Origin of the sequence: Mesorhizobium sp. XAP4 (genome assembly GCF_029269325.1) — a bacterium.
Taxonomy (GTDB): domain Bacteria; phylum Pseudomonadota; class Alphaproteobacteria; order Rhizobiales; family Rhizobiaceae; genus Mesorhizobium; species Mesorhizobium ciceri.
Window position 1 is genome coordinate 359,434 of sequence record NZ_JARIXW010000007.1, and the last position, 21,606, is coordinate 381,039.

Annotated in this window: 23 protein-coding genes; 8 read left to right on the top strand and 15 right to left on the bottom strand. The window is 62.3% G+C overall.

Annotated features, from left to right (window positions below):
- Window positions 1-28: 28 nt before the first annotated feature.
- From P3C39_RS28055 to P3C39_RS28080, 6 genes are all read right to left on the bottom strand, one after another.
- On the bottom strand, window positions 29-904 hold the full coding sequence (locus P3C39_RS28055) for a triphosphoribosyl-dephospho-CoA synthase (RefSeq protein ID WP_346016455.1): 876 nt from the start codon (window positions 902-904) through the stop codon (window positions 29-31).
- Window positions 901-1,815 (bottom strand): RimK family alpha-L-glutamate ligase, encoded by a 915-nt coding sequence (locus tag P3C39_RS28060; protein ID WP_275954619.1) that lies wholly within the window; start codon window positions 1,813-1,815, stop codon window positions 901-903. The genes P3C39_RS28055 and P3C39_RS28060 overlap by 4 nt, the downstream gene beginning before the upstream one ends.
- Window positions 1,816-1,982: 167 nt before the next feature.
- On the bottom strand, window positions 1,983-2,939 hold the full coding sequence (mch, locus tag P3C39_RS28065; protein WP_127385777.1) for a methenyltetrahydromethanopterin cyclohydrolase: 957 nt from the start codon (window positions 2,937-2,939) through the stop codon (window positions 1,983-1,985).
- Complete coding sequence (locus P3C39_RS28070; protein WP_127388255.1) at window positions 2,936-4,030, bottom strand: ATP-grasp domain-containing protein; 1,095 nt, start codon at window positions 4,028-4,030, stop codon at window positions 2,936-2,938. Before P3C39_RS28070 ends, mch begins: the two co-directional genes overlap by 4 nt.
- Window positions 4,031-4,043: 13 nt before the next feature.
- Window positions 4,044-4,937, bottom strand: a complete 894-nt coding sequence (locus P3C39_RS28075; RefSeq protein ID WP_275954618.1) for an NAD(P)-dependent methylenetetrahydromethanopterin dehydrogenase — start codon at window positions 4,935-4,937, stop codon at window positions 4,044-4,046.
- Between the two features lie 29 nt (window positions 4,938-4,966).
- On the bottom strand, window positions 4,967-5,938 hold the full coding sequence (locus P3C39_RS28080) for a beta-ribofuranosylaminobenzene 5'-phosphate synthase family protein (RefSeq protein ID WP_275954617.1): 972 nt from the start codon (window positions 5,936-5,938) through the stop codon (window positions 4,967-4,969).
- Between the two features lie 153 nt (window positions 5,939-6,091).
- On the opposite strand from P3C39_RS28080, the gene P3C39_RS28085 reads away from it, so the two are divergent.
- The 7 genes from P3C39_RS28085 (at window position 6,092) to P3C39_RS28115 (ending at window position 12,190) form a co-directional block, all read left to right on the top strand.
- A complete protein-coding gene (locus P3C39_RS28085) occupies window positions 6,092-6,472 on the top strand; it encodes a 4a-hydroxytetrahydrobiopterin dehydratase (protein WP_013532029.1) in 381 nt (126 codons plus the stop codon).
- Between the two features lie 117 nt (window positions 6,473-6,589).
- Entirely contained in the window at window positions 6,590-7,678 is a 1,089-nt protein-coding gene (locus P3C39_RS28090) for a tungsten formylmethanofuran dehydrogenase (protein ID WP_275954616.1), read from the top strand.
- Entirely contained in the window at window positions 7,672-9,303 is a 1,632-nt protein-coding gene (locus P3C39_RS28095; protein WP_275954615.1) for a formylmethanofuran dehydrogenase subunit A, read from the top strand. The genes P3C39_RS28090 and P3C39_RS28095 overlap by 7 nt, the downstream gene beginning before the upstream one ends.
- The gene (fhcD, locus tag P3C39_RS28100; protein WP_275954614.1) at window positions 9,291-10,199 is read left to right on the top strand and encodes a formylmethanofuran--tetrahydromethanopterin N-formyltransferase; all 909 of its coding nucleotides are present in this window, start codon (window positions 9,291-9,293) and stop codon (window positions 10,197-10,199) included. Before P3C39_RS28095 ends, fhcD begins: the two co-directional genes overlap by 13 nt.
- Complete coding sequence (locus P3C39_RS28105) at window positions 10,196-11,005, top strand: formylmethanofuran dehydrogenase subunit C (protein WP_275954613.1); 810 nt, start codon at window positions 10,196-10,198, stop codon at window positions 11,003-11,005. Before fhcD ends, P3C39_RS28105 begins: the two co-directional genes overlap by 4 nt.
- A gap of 100 nt (window positions 11,006-11,105) precedes the next feature.
- Complete coding sequence (gene fghA, locus P3C39_RS28110) at window positions 11,106-11,936, top strand: S-formylglutathione hydrolase (protein WP_275954612.1); 831 nt, start codon at window positions 11,106-11,108, stop codon at window positions 11,934-11,936.
- Window positions 11,937-11,962: 26 nt separating this feature from the next.
- On the top strand, window positions 11,963-12,190 hold the full coding sequence (locus tag P3C39_RS28115) for a hypothetical protein (protein ID WP_275954611.1): 228 nt from the start codon (window positions 11,963-11,965) through the stop codon (window positions 12,188-12,190).
- 44 nt (window positions 12,191-12,234) lie between these two features.
- On the opposite strand, the gene P3C39_RS28120 is transcribed toward P3C39_RS28115, so the two are convergent.
- The 8 genes from P3C39_RS28120 to P3C39_RS28155 all read right to left on the bottom strand — a co-directional run bounded on the left by P3C39_RS28120 (window position 12,235) and on the right by P3C39_RS28155 (window position 20,499).
- Window positions 12,235-12,441, bottom strand: a complete 207-nt coding sequence (locus P3C39_RS28120; RefSeq protein WP_024504399.1) for a type II toxin-antitoxin system HicB family antitoxin — start codon at window positions 12,439-12,441, stop codon at window positions 12,235-12,237.
- A gap of 4 nt (window positions 12,442-12,445) precedes the next feature.
- Window positions 12,446-12,646, bottom strand: a complete 201-nt coding sequence (locus tag P3C39_RS28125) for a type II toxin-antitoxin system HicA family toxin (RefSeq protein WP_275954610.1) — start codon at window positions 12,644-12,646, stop codon at window positions 12,446-12,448.
- A 6-nt stretch (window positions 12,647-12,652) separates the two neighbouring features.
- A complete protein-coding gene (locus P3C39_RS28130) occupies window positions 12,653-16,435 on the bottom strand; it encodes a vitamin B12-dependent ribonucleotide reductase (protein WP_063172016.1) in 3,783 nt (1,260 codons plus the stop codon).
- Between the two features lie 630 nt (window positions 16,436-17,065).
- On the bottom strand, window positions 17,066-17,377 hold the full coding sequence (locus P3C39_RS28135) for a PilZ domain-containing protein (protein WP_013532019.1): 312 nt from the start codon (window positions 17,375-17,377) through the stop codon (window positions 17,066-17,068).
- Between the two features lie 132 nt (window positions 17,378-17,509).
- The gene (locus P3C39_RS28140; protein ID WP_013532018.1) at window positions 17,510-17,998 is read right to left on the bottom strand and encodes an NUDIX hydrolase; all 489 of its coding nucleotides are present in this window, start codon (window positions 17,996-17,998) and stop codon (window positions 17,510-17,512) included.
- 210 nt (window positions 17,999-18,208) lie between these two features.
- On the bottom strand, window positions 18,209-18,709 hold the full coding sequence (gpt, locus tag P3C39_RS28145; RefSeq protein ID WP_013532017.1) for a xanthine phosphoribosyltransferase: 501 nt from the start codon (window positions 18,707-18,709) through the stop codon (window positions 18,209-18,211).
- Between the two features lie 131 nt (window positions 18,710-18,840).
- Window positions 18,841-19,674 carry a universal stress protein gene (locus P3C39_RS28150; protein WP_275954609.1) on the bottom strand — a complete coding sequence of 278 codons (834 nt, stop codon included), beginning with the start codon at window positions 19,672-19,674 and terminating at the stop codon, window positions 18,841-18,843.
- An 81-nt stretch (window positions 19,675-19,755) separates the two neighbouring features.
- Window positions 19,756-20,499 carry a competence/damage-inducible protein A gene (locus P3C39_RS28155; RefSeq protein WP_064995344.1) on the bottom strand — a complete coding sequence of 248 codons (744 nt, stop codon included), beginning with the start codon at window positions 20,497-20,499 and terminating at the stop codon, window positions 19,756-19,758.
- A 126-nt stretch (window positions 20,500-20,625) separates the two neighbouring features.
- Between P3C39_RS28155 and P3C39_RS28160 the strand changes: the two genes are divergently transcribed.
- A complete protein-coding gene (locus tag P3C39_RS28160) occupies window positions 20,626-21,177 on the top strand; it encodes a hypothetical protein (RefSeq protein ID WP_275954608.1) in 552 nt (183 codons plus the stop codon).
- A gap of 159 nt (window positions 21,178-21,336) precedes the next feature.
- Here the strand turns inward: P3C39_RS28160 and P3C39_RS28165 are convergent, their stop codons facing one another.
- The gene (locus P3C39_RS28165; RefSeq protein WP_013532013.1) at window positions 21,337-21,576 is read right to left on the bottom strand and encodes a DUF2188 domain-containing protein; all 240 of its coding nucleotides are present in this window, start codon (window positions 21,574-21,576) and stop codon (window positions 21,337-21,339) included.
- Window positions 21,577-21,606: the final 30 nt, after the last annotated feature.

A 21,606-nucleotide genomic window follows, 5' to 3' on the forward strand; every position in this document is an offset into this window, starting at 1 on the left:
GCGGAAGCACAGCTTCCGCTTTTGGAAGTCAAGCACCAACGCCGCGATTATGCAAGGTGAGGGCGAGGGTGTGGACTAAAAGAGTAGCCACGGTGAGGTCGGCCGAGGTGCCGGGGTTGATGTTGTCGGCCTTCAGCCGGCGGTCGAACTCCATGAGCAGACGAATGCGCGACGGTTCGTCGCCCTCGGCATGGAGCGCCGCCTGAACGGCAACGGCTTCCTGCCGCGCCTGATTTGCGACGTGAACGCCGTGCTTGCGCATCACATGGCTGTCGGGGAAGCCGGCGAGAAACGCCATGTAGACGAACACCGTCGGCCACATGCCGTCTTCTTCACGTGCCAACGCTCCATCCAGCGCGGCGAGCCCGACCCCGAACACGTCGCCGAAACAGTTGCTGTACTGGCGAGCGATCATGTCGCGGTCGGCAGCCTCCCTCATCGCGTCCAGCAAATGGACCTTCGGCTCCTGCCGCACATCGTTGGCGGCTTCTCCGAGGCCGCCTGGCGCGGCCGTGACGATCGCCTCGAATACCGCCTTGGTATCCTGCACGCTCAAAGCCCGAAGCAGCGAATCGAGATTGTCCTGCAGTCTGTCACCGCCCATTTCGGCGGCGCATATCAGAGGCCCTGCCAGAAGGATGATTCCGAGATTGGTATTGGTTGCGACCGCCAGTCGTGTCGCGCGCACCGCCTCCAGCATCCGCTGCCCGACCGGCAGACGAGGATCGGTCAGCGGCCCGGAGGAAACCTCCGCACTTGTCATGAACTGGGCGGCGGACATGCCGTGTCCGTCGGCGAACAGATGGACGTTGCCCGGCTTTAGGGCTTCGATCTCCATCCTGCAGGCATTCTTATAGCTGGCCCGGAGGCGTTCACGCGAAAGCGCCAACTTGCCCGCCCTCACGAATTCGCAGGCGCGGCAAAACGGTGGGGCCGCGGTGCGGCGGCCGCCTCGGCGCGATCGGCCAGAAGTTTCAGCAAGGCATCGGCGATTGCTTCGGCGATGTTCACGGCGACCACCGACTGCAATCCCGACCATGCGGGCATGCTGTTCACTTCGAGTATGAACAGATTGCCGTCGTCAGCCCGCACGATGTCCACGCCGGCAAAATCCGCGCCGACCGCGGCTGACGCAGCGACGGCCAGCGATGCCAGTTCCGCCTTGCCATGTTCGGAAACCTGTTCCGGCACGCCACCCCGGTTGACGTTCGTGATCCAGTCGTCGCTGATGCGGCTCATCATCGCCACGGTCTCTCCGGCGCAGACAAACACGCGGAAATCCCGGAAAGGCGGACCGGCACGCGACACATATTGCTGAAGGTAGTAGACGCTGTTCACCTCTTCTGCGGCCGGCAGGTCCGAGAGCGTGCGGATCAGCTTTATGCCGCGGCCTTGCGCCCCGAACAATGGTTTCAGCACCAGCGGGCCCCGCGGAAGCTCTTGCGCCGCGACCTCCTCGGCGACGGCAAGTCCTTCTACGGCAAAGGTGCGTGGCGTAGGCAGGCCGGCATTTTTCAGGAGGAATGTCGTCATCGACTTGTCGACGCAGCGCTCGATCGCCTGCGCGGAATTCCATACGGGAACCGACAGTCTGCTTAACGCGTGCAGCACCCCGAGGCGCCGGGTAACCGCTTCGAACGATCCGGCGGCGATCGAACGGACGAGCACGGCGTCGGGCAGCGTGCCGCCGAAGCCGGGGATCGCAAGTCCGCTCGGGCTGCTGGTATCGAATGCGATCGCCGCCAGCGGCACGGCTGTAACGGCGGCGCCCCCCCGACCAAGTCCTGCCGCCAGGCCGTTGGAGCCGGTGTCCACTTTGTCGCTGACGATCAGGATGCGAGGGATCATGTGGCCTCTCGGGTGCGGGAATGTCGGCGGCGCGAGCGATTCCAGGCCCTCATGGCAGCGTCCGCGGCAGGGCTGCACGGAAGGCAGTCGCCGGGCGGGCGAATGACAGACGAATCCCTTTGCACCGCCATGCCCTAGCCGAGACTCCGTTCGAGCATCTTCAGATCACGCCGACCGGCGCGAAAAGTATCGCCGGTTTCGATCGCTGTCACGATCACTTCAGCCGGGCTGAACAGCAACGGGTCGATGGCATAGAAATCGCCCTTGAACCGCGTGAAGATCTCGGCGAAGGGTTGGCCGTAGTCCCGTGAGGCGCTGCTGGGAAGTTTTTCCGCGAGTTTGCCAGCCTCCTTCGCCGATCCTTTGACGAAGAGCTGGACGCTGCCGCCATAGATGATGGCATCGTTGGTTCGGCCCATAGCGGTCAGGAAATCCGGATGGGGGGCGGGGATCGGCGCCGTTCCGATGCCGTCGACAACGTTTTCCAGCGGGAATTTGAGATCGTTGATCTTGTGCAGGGCAACCTCGAGCGCGCGCGCCACGATCTGCACGCCGCCGGCAAGGCTTTGTGTCGGCGCGTAGAGGAAGGTGAGCTTTTCCGTCGCCAGTCCAGTTGCCTTGCTCACTTTCTCAACGGTCGCGCGGGGAGGCGGTTCGGCCGTCTCAAGGATAAGCACCGCGGACGATGCGATGTCATGATAGGAAAGTGTTTCGAACAGCGGTTCGACCCGGGCGAGGGCCCGCGCAGGCCCAGATCCCATCGCGAAATAGTCCTGGCCAGACAGGTTCCAGCCCGCATACTGGCTGCCCAGGCAGGCCAGCACCGGCTGCGAAGATCGCGCTTCGACGGTGAACGGCCATTGCTGTGACGCGCGATCCATGAATACCGAAACGCTGCCGAGACCGCCCATCGCAGCCTCAGCCATGCGCATCCCGGCCTCGACGCTGCCGACGGTCTTGGCGCCGGCATCGATCAGGCGCTCGCCCAATGGTCCCTTGGAAACGACGATACGCAGGCGTTCGGCGTCGCCGATCATGCCGTCAACGATGCGCTGTGCATTGTCGTTCAGGAATGCCGAACCGTCTTTCATGTCCGGTCTCCTTCCCATTGGAGTTGCAATTGGCTGGCTTGTCCCTTGATGAGCCGCTTGGTCGATTGGGCGCTCGGACCGCGCGCGAAGACCGTGCAGACAGGGTCGCCGGCAATCAGACGGGTGCCAGCCGACTGTTGGTCCGCTGTCCATTCAGGCCAGGCAATCGACGGAAAGTGAGTGATTGGCGTCGCGGCGTAGGTCACCATCGACGCCATCGAATCGACGAAGCGCGGCAAGCGGAAGACCTGACCCGTCGCGGCGCGCAGATGCGCTTCGATCAATGGCGCGTCAACATCGTCGAAAATGTCGAGGGTGGCGCCCGGCCTCGGATTGATCTCGATGAACGTGTAGCCATCCGGTCCGCGGATCAGATCGGCGCTGCACAATCCAAGCAGGCCGGCGCGCCGCGTCAGACTTGAGAGCCAGCCGCCGATGACCGCCGCCTGTCTGCGATCGAAGCGTCTCAACCGTACGGCGCCGCCGTAGCGATAGGGCGCTGTGGGGGCGGGAGACGTCCATTGGTGGCTGAAACCCACGAGGTGCGCGGTTTGACCATTGCCGACGAACAGGGCCGAGATGCTGCGACCGGCAACGAAGCGCTGGAAGTAGCGGCCGGCGGTCGGGCTTTCTCCGGCTGCTCGTCTGACGTGTCCGCCGCCGGCGCCGCCCGCGGTCTTGACCACCCAGTTCTCCGGGTCAGGCGGCTGGTCCCATCGCAGTTGCGGATGCGGGATGCCGAGTTCGGCGCAATCATCGGCCAGCAACTGCGGATCCTTGATCCTGCGGATCGCGGCGCCGCCATTGCCGGCGAGCCGAAAGTGTCGCGCGATTTTGTCCACGGTCTCAGGCATCCGCTCAAACCCTGAGCCCAGGACAATGGCGGCCGGCAGGTCGTCGCCAGCCAATCGCCGAAGCGTGTCGATGATGCGCTCGCCGTCGATGCCTCCTTGCAGGTCGCCTGGCAGCATTGTCGCGCGTTCTGCGAGCGCGACGGTGTCCGTATCGCAAAAGAAATCGGCGACCAGCGGACGATAGCCGGCGCGACGCGCGGCGGCGGCCAGCGCCCGGCCTGAAATTGCCGCGATCAAAAGAGATCCGGCGTTACTTGGCAATCTCGCGTGCAAGGGAAAACGCTTCCTGAAAACCGAGCGTGATCGTCTTTTCGGATTCGATCATTCTTTTGAAGAGACCGAATTCGACCTTATATTTGACATTGCCGATGGCAAGCGGACCAATGCCGACAGCTTTTGCCGCATCGAGTGGATCACCATTGGCATTGACGGCCAATCCTTCGATGCCGGCCGGGGGAACGGCATTGACGTCGGCCGCAATAAGCAGGTCATTGCCTTTCAATTGGGCTTTGGAGACCACCTGGACGCCAGCTTTGGCGCAAGCCAGGATAATTTCGTTGGCTTCGACCAGCTTTGTCTTGCGGGCGTCGCTCGATCCGTCAGCCGCATCGACGGTGAGGTGGAACCTGCTTTCGATCTCGGCCGCGATCTGCTTGACCCGTTCGATGCCGTCATGGCCGACAAGTGTGACCCGGGCACCTTCCCCTGCCGCGATGACGGCGGTGCAGAAGCCGACGACTCCGGTGGCGCCGAAAACAGCCACCCTCGTATCCCTGAGCGCACGCTGGAATTTCTTCTCCAGCGCCTTTTCGACCTTGGCCACCATCGCCGCGGCTGTGGTGAATGAGCCGGCTGGATCGGCAAATACCGAAACCTGGAAAGGCGGCACCATCGCCTTCTTCGCGGCGTCGAACATGTCGAGCGCCAACGAGGTATCCTTCCCGGCGATGAAGATGCCGGTGTCGACACCCGCATCCGGCGGGCGTGAAAAGATCGCGTCCTGGACCAGTCCTGTCACTTCGGCCATGCCCACATCGACATAGGGGACGACGGCGTCGAAACCTGCGTCGAGCGCCATGTTCACGTCGAAGGGGCTCATCTGCTTCAACGGTGTCAGCATGTGCAGGATGTGTTTGCGGGCCATTTCTTGCCTTTCTGCCTGAAACTGAAGCGTCAGCTGCCGACGAGATCCAGCCTGGTTGAACTGATCTTCGCGCCGGAGTTCCTGCCCTTGACGATCTTGACCTCAAGGCCGCCCTCAACTGTCGTCTTCCGAACCGCGTCGACGAACTTGAGTGCGGCGTCCTGCGATGGCGCGAAGGCAAAGCCTGTCGGCCCCCAGGAACTCTGGCCGATGCCGACGGCGCCTGCTTCATTGAGACAGTGGGCCACCCTCTCGACCCGCTTCGAGGTGAACACGCCGCCCTGGGCCGGGGCGAAATGGCTGCCGATCAGCATCTGTATCGCGGTGACGGCGGCGCCGAATGCCGGAAGGTCCCGCTCGACCAAAGCCGGCATTATGCCCATCAGCACCCTCCGGCAGATCTCCCCACTGCCTGCCGTTGGGAATGGCGGCAGCGAGCGAAACGCCGCAACCTCGGCTGCTCCATGCAGTCCATGCCCGGAATGGTCGAGGATGAGGAGGACGCGCCACTCTTCCGGAAACGGCAGCCGCGCGACGACCGGAGGCGTTCCGCCGCGGTCGTTCTTGCCGGCGTCGACTATGACGCCGCCGTCTTCGAAACTTGCGATGCCGATGCCGGATCGGCCGCCCCGCTCGAGCAGGTTAGCGTCGCCGGCGATGTCCAGAGGCAGATTGTGGAGCGTGCGCAACGCCGAGGCGACGGCAAGGGCGATCTGCGTGCCGGAGCCCAGACCCGCATGACTGGGGATCGACTGCTCTACCACCAGATGGTGCTGGCCGCGAATGCCGAGATGCTTGCAGAGCGTCGACAGATGCTCGCTGGCGCGGGTGCTCTCGGAGCCTTCGACGATGGTCTCGCTGGACCGCGACAGGGTGACGACGGTTTCGGGTTCGCTCAATGGAAGCCCGACGCTACCGAACCGCCGTCCGGCATCGCCATTGAGATCAAGGAAGCCAAGGTGCAGGCGAGCGGGCACTCGTATGGTAACAGAATTCGACATCTGCCCCCCGATGGGTGCATCATGGATGCATCATGGAAGTTTAGGTGCCCGGTACCATGATAACTGTTTTCGTCGATGGGGCAAGCCAAAGAGAACGCATACGTGTTTGCCGGCTCCGGCGTGTGACAGACCGAGCAATTCGCGGAGGTCGAGATGAACGAGACAGTCAAGGAAAAGGTCTATTCGGAAGCCGAGATCGCCGACCGGCTTGAGAAGGAGCTGCCGAAATGGCGTTATGAAAACGGCTGGATCCGGCGCAAATACAAGACCCACAGCTGGAAATCGACGCTCATGGTCATCAACACGGTTGGTCATCTCGCCGAGGCGGCGTGGCACCATCCTGATATCACCGCCTCCTATGCCTGGGTCGAGGTGCGCCTGACGAATCACGCGGCGAAAGGCATTACCGACAAGGATTTCGAGTTGGCGAAAAAGATCGAGGATGTTGTCCAGTGGCAGCCGGCCAAGGAAGGCGGGGCACTGGAGGGCACTCCACTGACCGATCAACGCTTCGCTTACGTCAAATATGACTAAGCAGGGTCGGAATTTGTTGACGCGTATGAAAACATTCGCTGATCCGCTGCAGGGTGGGGTTCACGGCCAATCCAGTTTCGTCTAGGATCGAGCCGGCACCAGAAAGTAGTTTAGCGAATGGCGGTTGCTTGGATCGGCAACCGGGAAGCGCTGATTGAGCACGCGGCTGCGCATGCCGCGTCGCTATTGTCGTCAAGTCGGTGCCCGGTTTTCAGCTTTGATACGGATATAGATGGCACGAGGGCGGCGATCGCGCTGGCTGAGCGGGCTGGCGCGGCATACGACCATGCCGATGGTGCGGCACTTGCCCGAGAGACCGCGCTTTTTACCGACAAGGGGGCAATGACCGTCGCCCCCGGAGAGACGCGCCGGCGTGCCGATGTCGTGGTGATCGTGGGCGAGCTCCCGCGGATCCATCATGGTCTTGTTGGCGAACTTGCCGGGACGGTTCCCGACCTCTCGACCGGCAACCAGCGCGCGTTCTTCGTGGTAGGCCCAAACGGGATGTCTGTGCCGCCGCTGAACGGCGGACGCAAGGCAACACAACTTTCCTGTGGCCAAGCTAGCCTCGCCGCCACGCTGGCGGCACTGAGGGCACAGTACAAAGGGCGGCGTACATCGCAACCGGTGTCGAATTTCAATGATTTTGCCAAAGCTCTGGCGGCCGCGCATTTTCCCGTGTTCCTGTTTTCAGGCCACGCCGCCGAAGGCTTGGCATTGGAGATGCTGCAAGGACTGATCGCCGATCTCAATCGCAAATCGCGCGCATCCAGCCTTTATCTGCCGGCGAGCGAAAACGGGTGGGGAAGCGCGCTCGCCTCGGCCTGGATGACAGGTTTTCCGCTGCGCACCGGCTTTGCGCGGGGCCTCCCTGAATTCGATCCCTGGCGCTGCGATGTGGAGCGCATGATCGCTGCCGGCGAAGCTGACCTGCACCTGCGGATCTCCGCCGCAACGGCCCAACTACAGAAAAAAAGGGGACGCATGGCGCTGATTGTGCTGACGAAAACGGAAAAGCCGGTTGCCGGCGCCGCAGTCACCATGGCCATCGGCGAGGCTGGGGTCGATCACGATGCGGTTGTCTACTCCAGCCGCACGGGCTCGCTCAGGTCGATCGATGCGCAAGCGGACTCGCAATTGCCCTCCGCCGCGACGATCATCCGCCTGATCGCTACCCACGCTTTCGCCGAGGCACTGCCATGCTGACGAAAATCGCCGGCGGCGACATCATCGATCCCGTCAACGGCCGTCTCGGCAAAGGCGACCTCTGGATCAAGGACGACAAGATCGTTCCGGCGCCGGCGGGAGGGGCGGCCGACCGGACCATCGAAGCCAGCGGCTGCATCGTGATGGCTGGCGCCATCGACATCCACTCCCACATCGGTGGCGGCAATGTGAACACCGCGCGGCTGCTCTTGCCCGAACAGCATGCCGCCCATCAGCTGCGGCCAGCAATGACGCCGCTCGCCAATGCCGGCTGGTCGACGTTCCAGACCGGCTGCCTCTACGCAAAGATGGGCTTTACGACGGTCGTCGAGCCGGCGATGTCGCCGGGAGCGGCGCTGCACACGCATCTCGAACTGGCTGACATCCCGATTATCGACAAAGCGACCCTTGCCATTCTCGGCAACGACGATTTCCTGTTGTCGATGATCCGCGACGACGCCCCCCGGACGATGATCGAGGACTATGTCGCCTGGACGGTCGCTTCGACGCGAGCGCTTGGGGTCAAGGTGATCAACGCCGGTGCGGCGGCCGCCTTCAAGGAGAACGTCCGCACCTTCTCGCTGGATGATGTCGTGCCTTCCTATGGCGTCAGTTCGCGCAAGATCGTCAAGACGCTGCAGGCCGCCGTCGACAGTCTTGGCTTGCCGCATCCCTTGCATGTCCATTGCAACAATCTGGGCAGCCCCGGATCGGCGGATACGGCGGCTGCGACGATTGCAGCGGCGGATGGACTGCCGCTGCATCTCGCCCACCTCCAGTTCTATGGCTATGGCACGGAAGGAAAACGCGGGTTTTCCTCTGCCGCCGCACGGCTTGCCGAACTGGTCAACGCGACGCCGGAAGTCACCATCGATATCGGCCAGGTGATGTTCGGCCAGACGGTCACGGTCTCCTCCGACGTCATGCGGCAGTTTTCGGCGCGTGGCAGCGCACACCCGAAAAAGACCGTCATTCATGACGGTGACGGCAATGGCGGCGGCATCGTGCCCTACAGCTATGGCAAGGACTTCTACGGCACGATGCAGTGGGCGATCGGGCTCGAGCTTTTTCTCCTGATCGACGATCCCTGGCGTGTGTTCTTCACCACCGATCATCCCAACGGTGCACCTTTTACCGCCTATCCGGCGCTGTTCGAACTGCTGATGAGCCGGGAAGCGCGCACCGAAATGGCCGCCGGACTTTCCCTATCCGCCCTGGCGCTCTCTACCCTGGCCGCAATCGACCGCGAATACACGTTCGAGGAAATCGCCATCATGACGCGCGCGGCGCCGGCCAAGCTGCTCGGCTTGACGGATCGAGGCCATCTCGGCGCCGGCGCAACAGCCGACGTCGCTGTCTATCGCAGGGACCGCAGTATCGCCAAAATGCTCGGAGAGGCGGCGTATGTTTTCAAGGATGGCGATCTCGTCGTGCAAGACGGGGAAATCATCCATTACCGCTGGGGCAAGGCATTGAGGCTCAAGCCGCCTGTCGACAAGGCAATGGTGCGACGGCTCGAGGACTATCACCAGCAGCGCTACGGCCTCTCGCTGGACTGGTTTAATTTCCCGGATTCCGCGATTGCGCGCGAACAGCCATTCGGCGAGGTGCCATGCCGAACATGAGCATCAATGGCGTAACGATCGACGATACCTTCGCGGAAGCCTTCGGCATGCGCGCAACCGCCATCGTCATCACCGCGCCGAGCCGGAAATGGGCTCGCCAGGCGGCGATCACGATGACCGGCTTCGCCACCTCGGTGATCGGTTGCGGCTGCGAAGCGGCAATCGATCTCGACCTGCCGCCATCGGCTACACCGGATGGCCGGCCGGGCTGCCGCGTCATGATTTTCGCGATGGGAACGGACGAATTGCAGAAACAACTGCTCAATCGTGTCGGCCAGTGCGTTTTGACCTCGCCGGGTTCCGCCTGCTTTGCCGGGCTGCAGGGTAGCGCCGAGCTCAAGCTCGGTTCGGCACTGCGTTATTTCGGCGACGGCTGGCAAATCTCCAAGAAGATCGGCGACAGGCATTTCTGGCGTATTCCCGTCATGGATGGCGAGTTCCTGTGCGAAGCAACGACCGGACTGACGAAGGAAGCTGTCGGTGGCGGCAATTTCTTTGTCATGGCGCAAAGCAGCGCCAACGCTTTGGCCGCTGCCGAGGCCGCGGTCGCTGCGATCGGCATGGTGCCTGGCGCCATCGTGCCGTTTCCGGGCGGCATTGCCCGTTCGGGTTCCAAGATAGGTGGCAAATACAAAGGCATGATCGCCTCGGCCAACGAAGCCTACGCGCCGACACTGCGCGGCGTCGTCGCGAGTGAACTCGGTCCCGACATCAACGCCGTCCTGGAAATCGTCATCGATGGTGAGACCAATGATGCAGTTGCCGCCGCGATGAAGGCCGGCATTAAGGCTGTCATAGAGCTCGGCCCGAAAAGAGGCGCGGTTCGGATCAGCGCCGGCAATTACGGCGGCAAGCTCGGAAAATTCATCTACTCGCTGAAGGATATGCTGCCATGAAGGCGCTGACCTTCACCCTGGTTGCCGAGCCGCCGGAGCGCCTTGACCTGTCGCCGCTGACGCCGGAGCGGCTGGCCGGGATCGACAGGCGCGACGTTGAAAGAATCCAGATCGGCATGACGAAGCACGGCTCGAAGGTGGGCGACATTTTTCGCGTCGCCGGCAGCGATCCGACAAACATGGTGTTCGAGGGCGGAAGCACGCGCCTCGACCTTGTGGCGCAAGGCATGCGGGGTGGGTCGGTTCGCCTCGTTGGCAATGCCGGCGCCCAGGCCGGGCGCGCTATGCGCGGTGGCAAGCTCACGATCGAAGGCAATGCGGGTCCACACGCCGGCTCCGGCATGCGCGGCGGCAGGCTTGAGATAACGGGCAATGCCGGCGACCACCTCGGTGCGCCGCTCGTCGGGGAACTGGCCGGCATGAACGGCGGTGTTTTGATCGTCAGGGGCAAAGCGGGCGCCTTCGCCGCGGACCGCATGCGGCGCGGCCTGATCGCGGTGCTGAAAGGCTCCGGCGACCATGCAGGCAGCCGTATGATCGCCGGCACCCTGGTGGTGGCCGGTGGCACCGGTGAGATGCCCGGCTATCTGATGCGTCGCGGTTCGATCCTTCTCGATCGCGCGCCGGCACGCATGTCGCCGAGCTTCGTCGAATGCGGCGCACCCGAAAGCGTCTTCGCCGCCATCATCGATCGTTATCTGATTGCCGAGGGCATTTTGAAACGGCCGCTTCTGGGGAGCGCACCGCGCAAATATGGCGGGGATAACGCAGTGCTCGGAATGGGCGAGGTTCTTTTTCCGCGCTGAGATCCGTCGACACAGGAACCATAGGATGGCAGGACGCAAGTGCTTGCCGCTGGGGTAGTGGTGGGGCCGACCGTCATTCGACCTGCAACGTGGAGAACACATGAAAATCATCTCTCAAGCGAAAGCCCATGGCGGCGTGCAGGGCGTCTATTCCCATTTGTCGACGAGTTGCCGTTGCGACATGACTTTTGCCGTTTTCATACCTCCGCAGGCGCGGGAGGCGCCTTGTCCCGTTGTGTGGTATCTCTCAGGCCTGACGTGTACCCACGCCAATGTAATGGACAAGGGCGAGTACAGGCGCATGGCCGCCGAGCTCGGCCTGATCGTCGTTTGTCCCGACACCAGCCCGCGCGGGGCCGACATTCCGGATGAAAAAGACAACTGGCAGTTCGGCTCCGGCGCCGGCTTCTATCTCGATGCGACGCAAGAGCCTTATGCGAAGAACTATCGTATGTATTCCTATGTCGCCGAGGAGTTGCCGGCCCTCATCGCGGCTGAATTTCCAGCCGATATGGCGCGCCAGGCAATCTTTGGCCATTCGATGGGCGGGCATGGCGCGCTGACGATTGCCTTGAAGAATCCGCAACGTTTCAAGAGCTGCTCGGCGTTCGCCCCGATCGCCCAGCCAAGCACCGCCGGCTGGTCGAAACCGGCCTTTGAGAAGTATCTCGGCAAGGATGAGGCCTCGTGGCGAAGCTGCGACGCGACGTCGCTCATCGACGACGGATACCGTTTCCCCGAATTTTTGGTGGATCAGGGAACGTCGGATGGATTTCTTGACGACGGGCTTAGGCCTTGGCTGCTTGAGGCGGCCTGCGCCAAAGCAGGTATTCCGCTAAAGCTGCGGATGCAGGATGGATACGATCACTCGTATCTTTTCATCTCCAGCTTCATGGACGATCATCTGAGATGGCATGGCGAGAGACTTTGAGCTGGGCAAGCCGAAGGCATGGCCAGATGCCTTACATCGAGGGCGCCGCGCCCCGGATTGCGAAAGTACTGAACGCACTGGCCAGCCCCGATGAGGTTCCCGACCCACCCTGCGGCGGCTGGGGCGAAATGCCTGACGGCATCCAGTATTTCGAAGTACCCTTGGGCGAGGGTCGGAAGCTGCTGTTCGTCCGCATCGGCCAGGACGAGCTGTTGTTTGACAAGCAGACGCCAAGGGTGTTGCCGGCGAGTTAGACGCCCGGACCAGAGCCTGATCGGGATCGAGTGGAGGCCTGCCTCTATGCCTCTACGTATTCCGCGAGGCTGACACCCTTGGGCACATCCAGCCCATCGGCTCGCAAACCTTCGATGTGAAAGCGTATTGCATCGCGAATCTCGGTTTCCACTTCAGGCACAGTGGCACCTGTCGCGATGCAGCCGGGTAGGTCCGGCACATAGGCAGAAAAATTATTTCCTGCTTTTTCAATCACCACCGCGTAACGCATGTCATCACTCCTTCAAACCTGACTGCTTGAGGATGCTGTTCAGTGTTCCTGGCGCAGCCTCTTCAGACGGCTTGCCAGCCACGGTGACGCGGCCGGCTTTGACTTCATGCTTATATTGGCGATGGCTGCCCTTGGTTGCAACCAGATACCAGCCATCGGCCTCCAGCAGGCGAATGATCTCGCGAACTGTAAGCCGAGGTGGCACTAGATCTCAGCTGCACCCGCTCGTCGAGCCGCACGTGTCGCACTTCTCGCAGGTCCCATTCCGCACCATCGTGAAATTCTGGCACTCGGAGCAGGAATTGCCGGTGTAGCCCTGGAGCAGCGATTTGGCGCGGCGGTCGTTGGCGAGTTTTTTTGCTTCGGCCGCCTCGACGGCCGCCGCGTCGGTGAACAATCCCGCCGTGGCATCGGAGGCAGCACCCGCCGCTTCCTCGAAGGCGATGTCCTCGGCCAGTTCCTTCGCCCGCTCCTCATAGTCGCGCTTGTAGGCGACCGCTTCGTCGCTGGCGGGTTTCAGCGCCAGCACGTTGGAGCCGGAGAAGGCGGTCGGTGCCGAGCGGGCAGGGGCGCCCGATGGGGCCGCAAAGCCTTTCGGATCGTTGCCGCTGACGCGCGACACCAGCTTCACCGGCGAGGCGCCACGGGTCAGGCCCTTGGAGACCGCATCGGTCTTGCCTTCGCTGATGCCACGGCCAAGTGCGGTGTTGGAAAAGTCCGACTGGTCGACATGAGCGAGATCGTTGCGGCCGAGGTAGGAGATCGCCAGCTCGCGGAACACGTAGTCGAGGATCGACGTCGCGCTCTTGATGGCGTCATTGCCCTGCACCATGCCGGCCGGCTCGAACTTGGTGAAGGTGAAGGCGTGCACATATTCGTCGAGCGGCACGCCATATTGCAGGCCCAACGAAATGGCGATGGCGAAGTTGTTGAGAAGGCCACGCAAAGTCGCGCCTTCCTTGTTCATGTCGATGAAGATCTCGCCGAGACGGCCATCGTCATATTCGCCGGTGCGCAGGAAGATGGTGTTGCCACCGATCTTGGCTTTCTGCGTGTAACCCTTGCGGCGGCCGGGCAGCTTTTCCTGCTCGCGCGACACGCGCTCGATGATGCGCTCGACGATCCGCTCGGTGATCTGTGCGGCACGCGCTGCCGCAGGTGCGGCGAGCAGTTGCTCGACGGCTTCATCCTCGTCGTCCTCGCCATCGGCGAGCAGCGAGGAGTTGAGCGGCTGCGACAGTTTCGAGCCGTCGCGGTAGAGCGCGTTGGCCTTCAGCGCCAGCTTCCACGACAGCATGTAGGCGCCCTTGGCATCTTCCACCGTCGCATCGTTGGGCATGTTGATGGTCTTCGAGATCGCGCCGGAAATGAAGGGCTGTGCAGCCGCCATCATCTGAATGTGGCTGTTGATCGAAAGCGAGCGCTTGCCGATCTTGCCGCACGGGCTGGCGCAGTCGAACACGGCGAGGTGTTCGGCCTTGAGGAACGGCGCGCCTTCCAGCGTCATCGCACCGCAGACATGGATGTTGGCGGCCTCGATGTCCTTGCGGGAGAAGCCGAGCGCCGGCAGCATCTCGAACGAGAAATCGTTGAGCTGCTCGTCGGTGAAGCCGAACGTCTCCTTCACCCAGTCGGCGCCGAGCGTCCACTGGTTGAAGACGAACTTGATGTCGAAGGCCGACTTCAAGGCTGCGTTGAGTGCCGCGATCTTCTCGTCGGTGAAGCCCTTGGCCTTGAGCGCGCCGGGGTTGATGGCCGGCGCCTGGTTGAGGTTGCCGTGGCCGACCGCATAGGCCTCCATCTCGGCGATCTGGGCTTCGGAATAGCCGAGCGTGCGCAGCGCTTCCGGCACGGCGCGGTTGATGATCTTGAAATAGCCGCCGCCGGCCAGCTTCTTGAACTTCACCAGCGCGAAGTCGGGCTCGATGCCGGTGGTATCGCAATCCATGACCAGGCCGATCGTGCCGGTCGGCGCGATGACGGTCGCCTGCGCGTTGCGGTAGCCATGCTCCTCGCCGAGTTCGATGGCGCGGTCCCAGGCGGCCTTGGCGTGGGTTGCAAGGTCCTGCTGCTTCAGGTCGGAAGCGACGAGCGGCACCGGGTTGACGGCGAGCTTCTCGTAGCCCTGCTTCTCGCCATAGGCGGCACGGCGATGGTTGCGCATGACGCGCAGCATGTTCTGGGCATTGCGGTCGTAGTCGGCGAAGGCGCCGAGTTCGCCGGCCATCTCGGCCGAGGTGGCATAGGCCATGCCGGTCATGATCGCGGTGAGTGCGGCGCAGATCGCGCGGCCTTCATCGGAGTCGTAGGGAATGCCCGACGTCATCAGCAGGCCGCCGATATTGGCATAGCCGAGGCCGAGCGTGCGGTATTCGTAGGACTGCTTGGCGATCTCCTTCGACGGGAACTGCGCCATCATGACGGAGATTTCGAGCACGATGGTCCACAGCCGCACCGTGTGCTCGTAGGCTGCGATGTCGATCGTGCCGTCGGCGTTGCGGTAGGGCAGCAGATTGATCGAGGCGAGATTGCAGGCCGTGTCGTCGAGGAACATGTATTCGGAGCACGGGTTGGACGCCCGGATCGCACCGGCCGATGCGCAGGTGTGCCAGTCGTTCATCGTCGTGTTGAAATGCAGGCCCGGATCGGCCGACGCCCAGGCGGCGTAACCGATCTTTTCCCAGAGATCCCTGGCCTTCAGCGTCTTCAGCACCTTGCCGTCCTTGCGGGCGGTCAGGTGCCAGTCGGCATCGTCCTCGACGGCGCGCAGGAAATTGTCCTTCAGCGACACCGAATTGTTGGAATTCTGGCCCGAAACCGTGAGGTAGGCGTCCGAATCCCAGTCTGTGTCGTAGGTCTTGAACGACATCGAGCTATAGCCCTGCTTGGCGAACTGGATGACGCGGTAGATGTAGTTCTCCGGCACGGCGGACTTCTTGGCCGCCTTGATCTCGCGCTTCAGCGCGGAGTTGATCGACGGATCGAAGCAGTCGTCGCCATTGCCTTCGCAGTTGACGCAGGCCTTCATGATCGCTTCGAGATGCTTCTTCACGATCTTGGAGCCGGTCACCAGCGAGGCGACCTTCTGCTCTTCATTGACCTTCCAGTCGATGAATTCCTCGATATCGGGGTGGTCGGCGTCGACAATGACCATTTTCGCGGCACGGCGCGTCGTGCCGCCCGACTTGATGGCGCCCGCCGCGCGGTCGCCGATCTTGAGGAAGCTCATCAGGCCCGACGAGCGGCCGCCACCGGACAGTTTTTCGCCTTCGCCGCGCAGCAGCGAGAAGTTGGAGCCGGTGCCGGAGCCGTATTTGAACAGGCGCGCTTCACGCACCCACAAATCCATGATGCCACCCTCGTTGACGAGGTCGTCCTGTACGCCCTGGATGAAGCAGGCATGCGGCTGCGGATGCTCGTAGGAGGATTTCGACTTGGTCAGCTTGCCGGTGAACGGGTCGACATAGAAGTGGCCCTGGCTCGGGCCGTCGATGCCATAGGCCCAGTGCAGGCCGGTGTTGAACCATTGCGGCGAGTTCGGCGCGACGCGCTGGGTGGCCAGCATGTAGGCAAGCTCGTCACGGAAGGCGCGTGCGTCTTCTTCCGACGCCTTGAAGTAGCCGCCCTTCCAGCCCCAATAGGTCCAGGTGCCGGCAAGGCGGTCGAAGACCTGGCGGGCGTCGATCTCGGAACCGTAGCGCTCGGCTTCCGGCAGCTTGGCGAGTTCCGCCTCATCGGCGACGGAGCGCCACAGGAAGGAGGGGACGTCGTTCTCTTCGATCTTCTTCAGGCGTGCCGGAACACCGGCCTTGCGGAAATATTTCTGTGCCAGGATATCGGCTGCGACCTGGGAGAACTGCGCCGGCACGTCGATATTGTCCAAGCGGAACACCACCGAGCCATCCGGATTCTTGATCTCCGAAAGCGCCTTGCGGAATTCGATCTCCGCATAGGCGGACTGTCCTGGCTTGGTGAAACGACGCTCGATGCGCATTGGTCCGGTCCCTTTTGTCTATATGTAGCGCTTTTCCCCAGGGATTTCTGCCCCCGATGCGAAACGCGCATGTCCGCCGTCTGCCGGCGTTCGAAAACGGCCGGCTCTCCATTTCGCAGCCTCCGCCGGCCCTGCTGGTCAAACTCCTTGCGAAGTGCCTGTCCAACGTGCCGACGAACCCACGGGTCCCTCAAAACTGATTTTTTCCGATTCCCTCGGTCGAGGGAAATTCACACTATCTAGCGTCGAACCTACCTGCAAACACTAAATATAGTATTAACAGACAATTTATTCAAGCCCGACAATTGTCCCTATCGACCCCAACCGCCCCACAATTCCAACGCTTCCGCCGGCCTCGTAACCAGGCGGAAATGCGAGCAAAACGCACATAATCCGGGAAAAAGACCGGGCTCAGAACTTTCCGGTCGCACTCTCAACAGGAGCGCATGGCCTATAAAAGGCGACTCGTTTTGCGCCGTCAAGGATTCGTTTGCGTAGCTTTTGTGACCCCAACATCTTGTGTGTCACATATGTGGATAACGGGGATAGAATGCGGTGCGGCGATCGCAATTTTGTCGCCACCAGGCAATCCGGACGCGGCAACGATCCAAAGCATCGTGCCTGAATGGATCAGCCGTAGTGCAGCCGGGGTTTTGGCTCGGTGCCGGTGAACTGCACCCCGATACGGTCATTGCGACGCCAGCGGACCTCACACCGATAGGCAATGCCGTCGAGCGGCACATAGAGAAGGAAGCGATCGGGAACCCGGGCTTCCAGCGGTATCTTCAGTTCGGCTCCGCCTTCGTGTTGATTGCGCAGCGTGCAGCCGACTTCCGAATTCGAAATTCCGGTGATGATCGACCCGCCCTTGAGCACGCGCGGACGATGCTCGCGCTCAGGCTCGTCGGACTCGTTTGGAATTGGATTTGCGGGATTCGCCATCGATCAAAAAATACCAGAGCTGCCGAATCCTACCTTTGATTCCTTAGCAAAGCATTCATGTCGATGCGCGGCAACGCGTGTCCAGCCTTTGCAAGCCAGTCCCGTTTGCAAAGAGCGCGGTGTGGCCGCCCGTCAGGAGAAGCTGTGCGGGTCGGCGCAGAAATAGGCGATGATCTGGCAAAGGTCGGGTTCGTTGACCATGCGCACCGCTTCGCTTGCACGGACCCATTTGCGGGTGCGTGAGCGTTTTTCCTTCCAGCGGTCCGCGACTTTGTCGACATGCAGCGGAAACACCAGGACCTCGCACGGCACTTCTTCGCCGGAAGCCAGCGCCTTGGCGTAGAAGTAACGGCCGGCTTCAAGATGAGAGACACGGCCGCGCAGCCCGGCCTCCTCGCCGGCTTCGCGCGCCGCGGCCTCGCAGAGCGGCTCCCTGGCCTCCGGCCAACCCTTGGGCAAAACCCAACGGCCGGTATCGCGGCTGGTGATCAGCATGATTTCGACGCCGTCTCCCGTGTCGCGCCAGGGCAGGGCGGCAACCTGCAGGCGGCACGGCGCGGTGCCGAAGAGCCGTCGGACCCTTTCGGCCAGATGATTGTGTGTCGTTGGCCTCGTCAACATCGAAGAAGCTAGCCCCAGCCTCCGGAATCGTTTGCCGTCTCACGAATCTTACGGCTAATTGTCGGCAATAAAAGTAAAAAATTTCATTCGCTTGGCCAATTTCCGCCAATAGACGTCGATTTCGCGAAATATCCGGCTCTGCCGGACCTGTTTGCGAAAGCAAATCCATCCCCGGTGCAAGCTGCTGGTCTGTAACAGGGTAGTTGCGAATCAGCCGGCGTGGTCGTCGGCGATCGGCTTCTGGTAGGTGAAGCCCATATCCCACGGGAAATAGATCCAGGTGTCCTGGCTGACTTCGGTGACGAAAGTATCGACCAGCGGCCTGCCTTTCGGCTTGGCATAGACGGTGGCGAAATGCGCCCTGGGCATCATCGCGCGCACGATGCCCGCCGTCTTGCCGGTGTCGGTCAGGTCGTCGATGATCAGCACGCCGGCGCCGTCTTCGGCGAGGAGGGCAGGGGTGATCTCCTTGAGGACCTGCAGCTGCCCCTGGCTGGTATAATCGTGATAGGAGGCGACGCAGACGGTTTCGATGACGCGGATGCCAAGTTCACGCGAGATGATCGCCGCCGGCACCAACCCGCCTCGCGTGATGCAGACGATCGCTTTCCATTGCCCTTTGTTGGCGCCGGCAAGCCGCCAGGCGAGTGCGCGAGCGTCGCGATGGAACTGGTCCCAGGAGACCGGAAAGGCTTTTTCGGGAAGGGACATGTCGCGCACTCCACAGCACGCGGGGATCGCGCGCAAGAAAACAGGGGAATGCGCGCGGAATTAGCTGGAAAGCCCCCATCTTGGCAAGGGCAGGGGCCTTGGCAAGGCAAGGGCCAGCGATCGCTGTGGGCTTACCGCGACAGGAAGGCTGCCACCGGCGCGGTGCGCAGCACGCTGCGCGTCACGCCGCCGAACAGAAGCTGGCGCAGCCATGAATGGCTGTAGGCGCCGAGCACCAGCAGATCGGCGCCGGTCTCCGCGATCCTGGTCTGGATGATGTCATCGACCGAACTGCCGCCCGACTGCTGCACCGAGACGCTGACGGTGGCGCCGTGGCGCGACAGCGCCGCCGCGATTTCGGCGCCGGCGGCCTCCGGGCTGTCGTCGAGCGTTTCAGGAGGGTCGATAACCAATATGTCGGTCTTCTCGGCTTCGATGATGAAGGGCAGCGCGTCGAAGGCGGCGCGCGCCGCTTCCTTGCTGCCGTTCCAGGCGAGCAAGACGCGTTTGAAGGTGGTGATCAGCGGACCCTCGTGCGGCACCACCAATACCGGCCGGCCGGCATCGTAGACCAGCGTGTCTACGTCCGCGCTGGAATCGCCGCCCGTTTCGCGCTGCGCTGCTATGATCAGGTCGGCGGCCCGCTCGCTCGAAATCCCGGTCAGCGCGCTGTCACCCGAAAAGCTCTCCAGGCTTCGCCACTCGAAGGAAAGACCGGAATCCTCGATATGCCTGAGAAACAGCGTCCTCAATTTCTCGGCCCGTTCCCGGTTCATGTCTGCCGAAACCTGCAGGAATTCGGTGTCGGGAAAGCCTGTGGCAGAGGTGTAGGGCACGGGAAGCGTTTCGGCGTGGATGCCGATCAGATGGCTCTGGAACCGGGTGGCGAGCGGAATGGCGCAGTCGAGCACGCGCTCGGCGTCCTGCTCGTTCTGCAGAATGGCGACGATGGTTTTGAAGCGCATGACAATCCCTCAGTTCACGAGCTGGCGAACTCGTGCCGGGGAAACGTTGCAGCGTCGTGCTTTGTTCCGGTCTGGACCAGATCAGCCGGGATTGCTGGCGAAGCCGGCGACCATCGCCTCGACATCGGCGCGGGCAGCGTCCAGCGCCTCCTGGTTGCGGGCACGCACGACCAGTTCGGTCCAGAACTTGCCATCGCCATATTTCGGATAGGAGCCGATGATCGTATCGGGATGCGCTTTCTGGATATCACCCAGCGGCCCCCCGATGAGGCCTTCGCCGAACGGGCAGGGCACGGTCGCCGACAGCATCTTCGTGCCGGCCTTCAGCGTCGGCACGACATTGTCGAGCATGGCCTGGAAAATCGACGGCACGCCAGCCATGACGTGGACGTTGCCGATGCGGAAGCCAGGCGCGACCGACACCGGATTGTCGATGAGATCGGCGCCGCGCGGCATCCGTGCCATGCGCTTGCGGGCCTCGGTATATTCGATGCCGCGCGCGGCATAGCTTGCTTCCAGCATGGCATAGGCCCGGGCATCGTATTCGCAAGGCACGCCAAAGGCCTTGGAGATGGAATCGGCCGTGATGTCGTCATGCGTCGGCCCGATGCCGCCGGTGGTGAACACATAAGTGTAGCGCGCGCGCACGGCGTTCACCGCCGCGATGATCTCGTCTTCCTCGTCCGGGACGATGCGCACTTCCTTCAGGTCGATGCCGATCGCCGTCATGATGTCGGCGAGATGGCCGATGTTCTTGTCCTTGGTGCGGCCGGACAGAATCTCATCGCCGATGACGAGCATGGCGGCGGTCACGATTTCAGGCATGGGAAGCTCCGGCAAGCGAGTGGCCCAGGAAGGCGAGTGGTCTGAGATAGCGCGGCGCGGCGGTGGCCGCAATGTCATCTCCGCGGCGCCGGCTTTCCTGCCCGACTACATGGCCGCCGGAGGTGGATGGCTCGGTCGAAGCCAACTCGTTTCCACACCATGTTCTGCGATAACGTGGCGGTCGAGCAAGATCTCGGTCACATCGACGGGTGCTATGGCAAGGGGCACTTGCCGGAATTCATGGCCCCGGAGCAAACCGCCGCATCCATCGAGCGCATCGCCGGCCGGGCTGATCGGGGCCTCACCTCAGCTTCACGACAATTTCAAGGAACCATTCGGCTGACTACCGGGTTTTATGAGTGTCGCACCAAGGCGGCTAAGATACGGAGTGATTCAATGGTTACAAAACTTCTCGCAGCATCCGTCCTGACGATTGGTCTCGCCACATCGGCGATGGCGCAGTCACTGGACGACAGGTACTCAAACAATCATGACTGGTGGCTGTTCGGTAACAACGACCAGACAACTGTCGACCCCTACACCACGGGAAGCATCAGTGACGGCTCCGGGTTGAACACCCAAGGCAACACCGGCGCTATTGGCCCATGTGCCCACAACACACCAGGCCCGGACGCTAACGCAGGGCAAAACGTCAACGATCAGTATTGCGGCAAATAGCCAGAACGTGATTTCCGAAAAGCGCACGCCGATTTTCTGGAAATCCATGTTCGAGGGCTAGTCCGCAAGGACAGCCGCTGGCCGCTGGCGCGTCCTCTCTCCGGACGGCGCTGCGGTCCGCGCTCTGTCGGACCGCTCCACATCAACCGCGATACCGAATCAATCCGAGACTTCTGTCTGCGGCCGGTCGCGGCCGTCGGCCAGTTCCTCATGCCATTTTCCCTCGGCGTCCTCATACTGGATGCCGTCCGTCGCTCCGGCGACCTGCTGCTCGGCCGAGGCGATTTCGGCGGCGCGCAACGCGTCCTGATGCGTCGGAAACGTCTCGGAAAAGGTCGCTCCGACCTTGTAGGCCCAGCCGCCGTCATGTTCGACGATCTTGTAAGTCAGCTTCGCCATGAAAAACCTCCGGTTGAAAGGTCCGTCTGC

Excerpts from the sequence above, each read along its gene's own strand:
- P3C39_RS28160 (WP_275954608.1), top strand. The coding sequence starts at position 20,626 with ATGGCTCGGTCGAAGCCAACTCGTTTCCACACCATGTTCTGCGATAAC.
- P3C39_RS28105 (WP_275954613.1), top strand. The coding sequence starts at position 10,196 with ATGAAGGCGCTGACCTTCACCCTGGTTGCCGAGCCGCCGGAGCGCCTT.
- P3C39_RS28135 (WP_013532019.1), bottom strand. The coding sequence starts at position 17,377 with ATGGCGAATCCCGCAAATCCAATTCCAAACGAGTCCGACGAGCCTGAG.
- mch (WP_127385777.1), bottom strand. The coding sequence starts at position 2,939 with ATGAAAGACGGTTCGGCATTCCTGAACGACAATGCACAGCGCATCGTT.
- P3C39_RS28140 (WP_013532018.1), bottom strand. The coding sequence starts at position 17,998 with ATGTTGACGAGGCCAACGACACACAATCATCTGGCCGAAAGGGTCCGA.
- P3C39_RS28085 (WP_013532029.1), top strand. The coding sequence starts at position 6,092 with ATGAACGAGACAGTCAAGGAAAAGGTCTATTCGGAAGCCGAGATCGCC.
- P3C39_RS28090 (WP_275954616.1), top strand. The coding sequence starts at position 6,590 with ATGGCGGTTGCTTGGATCGGCAACCGGGAAGCGCTGATTGAGCACGCG.
- fhcD (WP_275954614.1), top strand. The coding sequence starts at position 9,291 with ATGCCGAACATGAGCATCAATGGCGTAACGATCGACGATACCTTCGCG.
- P3C39_RS28155 (WP_064995344.1), bottom strand. The coding sequence starts at position 20,499 with ATGCCTGAAATCGTGACCGCCGCCATGCTCGTCATCGGCGATGAGATT.
- P3C39_RS28120 (WP_024504399.1), bottom strand. The coding sequence starts at position 12,441 with ATGCGTTACGCGGTGGTGATTGAAAAAGCAGGAAATAATTTTTCTGCC.
- P3C39_RS28115 (WP_275954611.1), top strand. The coding sequence starts at position 11,963 with ATGCCTTACATCGAGGGCGCCGCGCCCCGGATTGCGAAAGTACTGAAC.
- fghA (WP_275954612.1), top strand. The coding sequence starts at position 11,106 with ATGAAAATCATCTCTCAAGCGAAAGCCCATGGCGGCGTGCAGGGCGTC.
- P3C39_RS28130 (WP_063172016.1), bottom strand. The coding sequence starts at position 16,435 with ATGCGCATCGAGCGTCGTTTCACCAAGCCAGGACAGTCCGCCTATGCG.
- P3C39_RS28095 (WP_275954615.1), top strand. The coding sequence starts at position 7,672 with ATGCTGACGAAAATCGCCGGCGGCGACATCATCGATCCCGTCAACGGC.
- gpt (WP_013532017.1), bottom strand. The coding sequence starts at position 18,709 with ATGTCCCTTCCCGAAAAAGCCTTTCCGGTCTCCTGGGACCAGTTCCAT.
- P3C39_RS28080 (WP_275954617.1), bottom strand. The coding sequence starts at position 5,938 with ATGTCGAATTCTGTTACCATACGAGTGCCCGCTCGCCTGCACCTTGGC.
- P3C39_RS28150 (WP_275954609.1), bottom strand. The coding sequence starts at position 19,674 with ATGCGCTTCAAAACCATCGTCGCCATTCTGCAGAACGAGCAGGACGCC.
- P3C39_RS28075 (WP_275954618.1), bottom strand. The coding sequence starts at position 4,937 with ATGGCCCGCAAACACATCCTGCACATGCTGACACCGTTGAAGCAGATG.
- P3C39_RS28165 (WP_013532013.1), bottom strand. The coding sequence starts at position 21,576 with ATGGCGAAGCTGACTTACAAGATCGTCGAACATGACGGCGGCTGGGCC.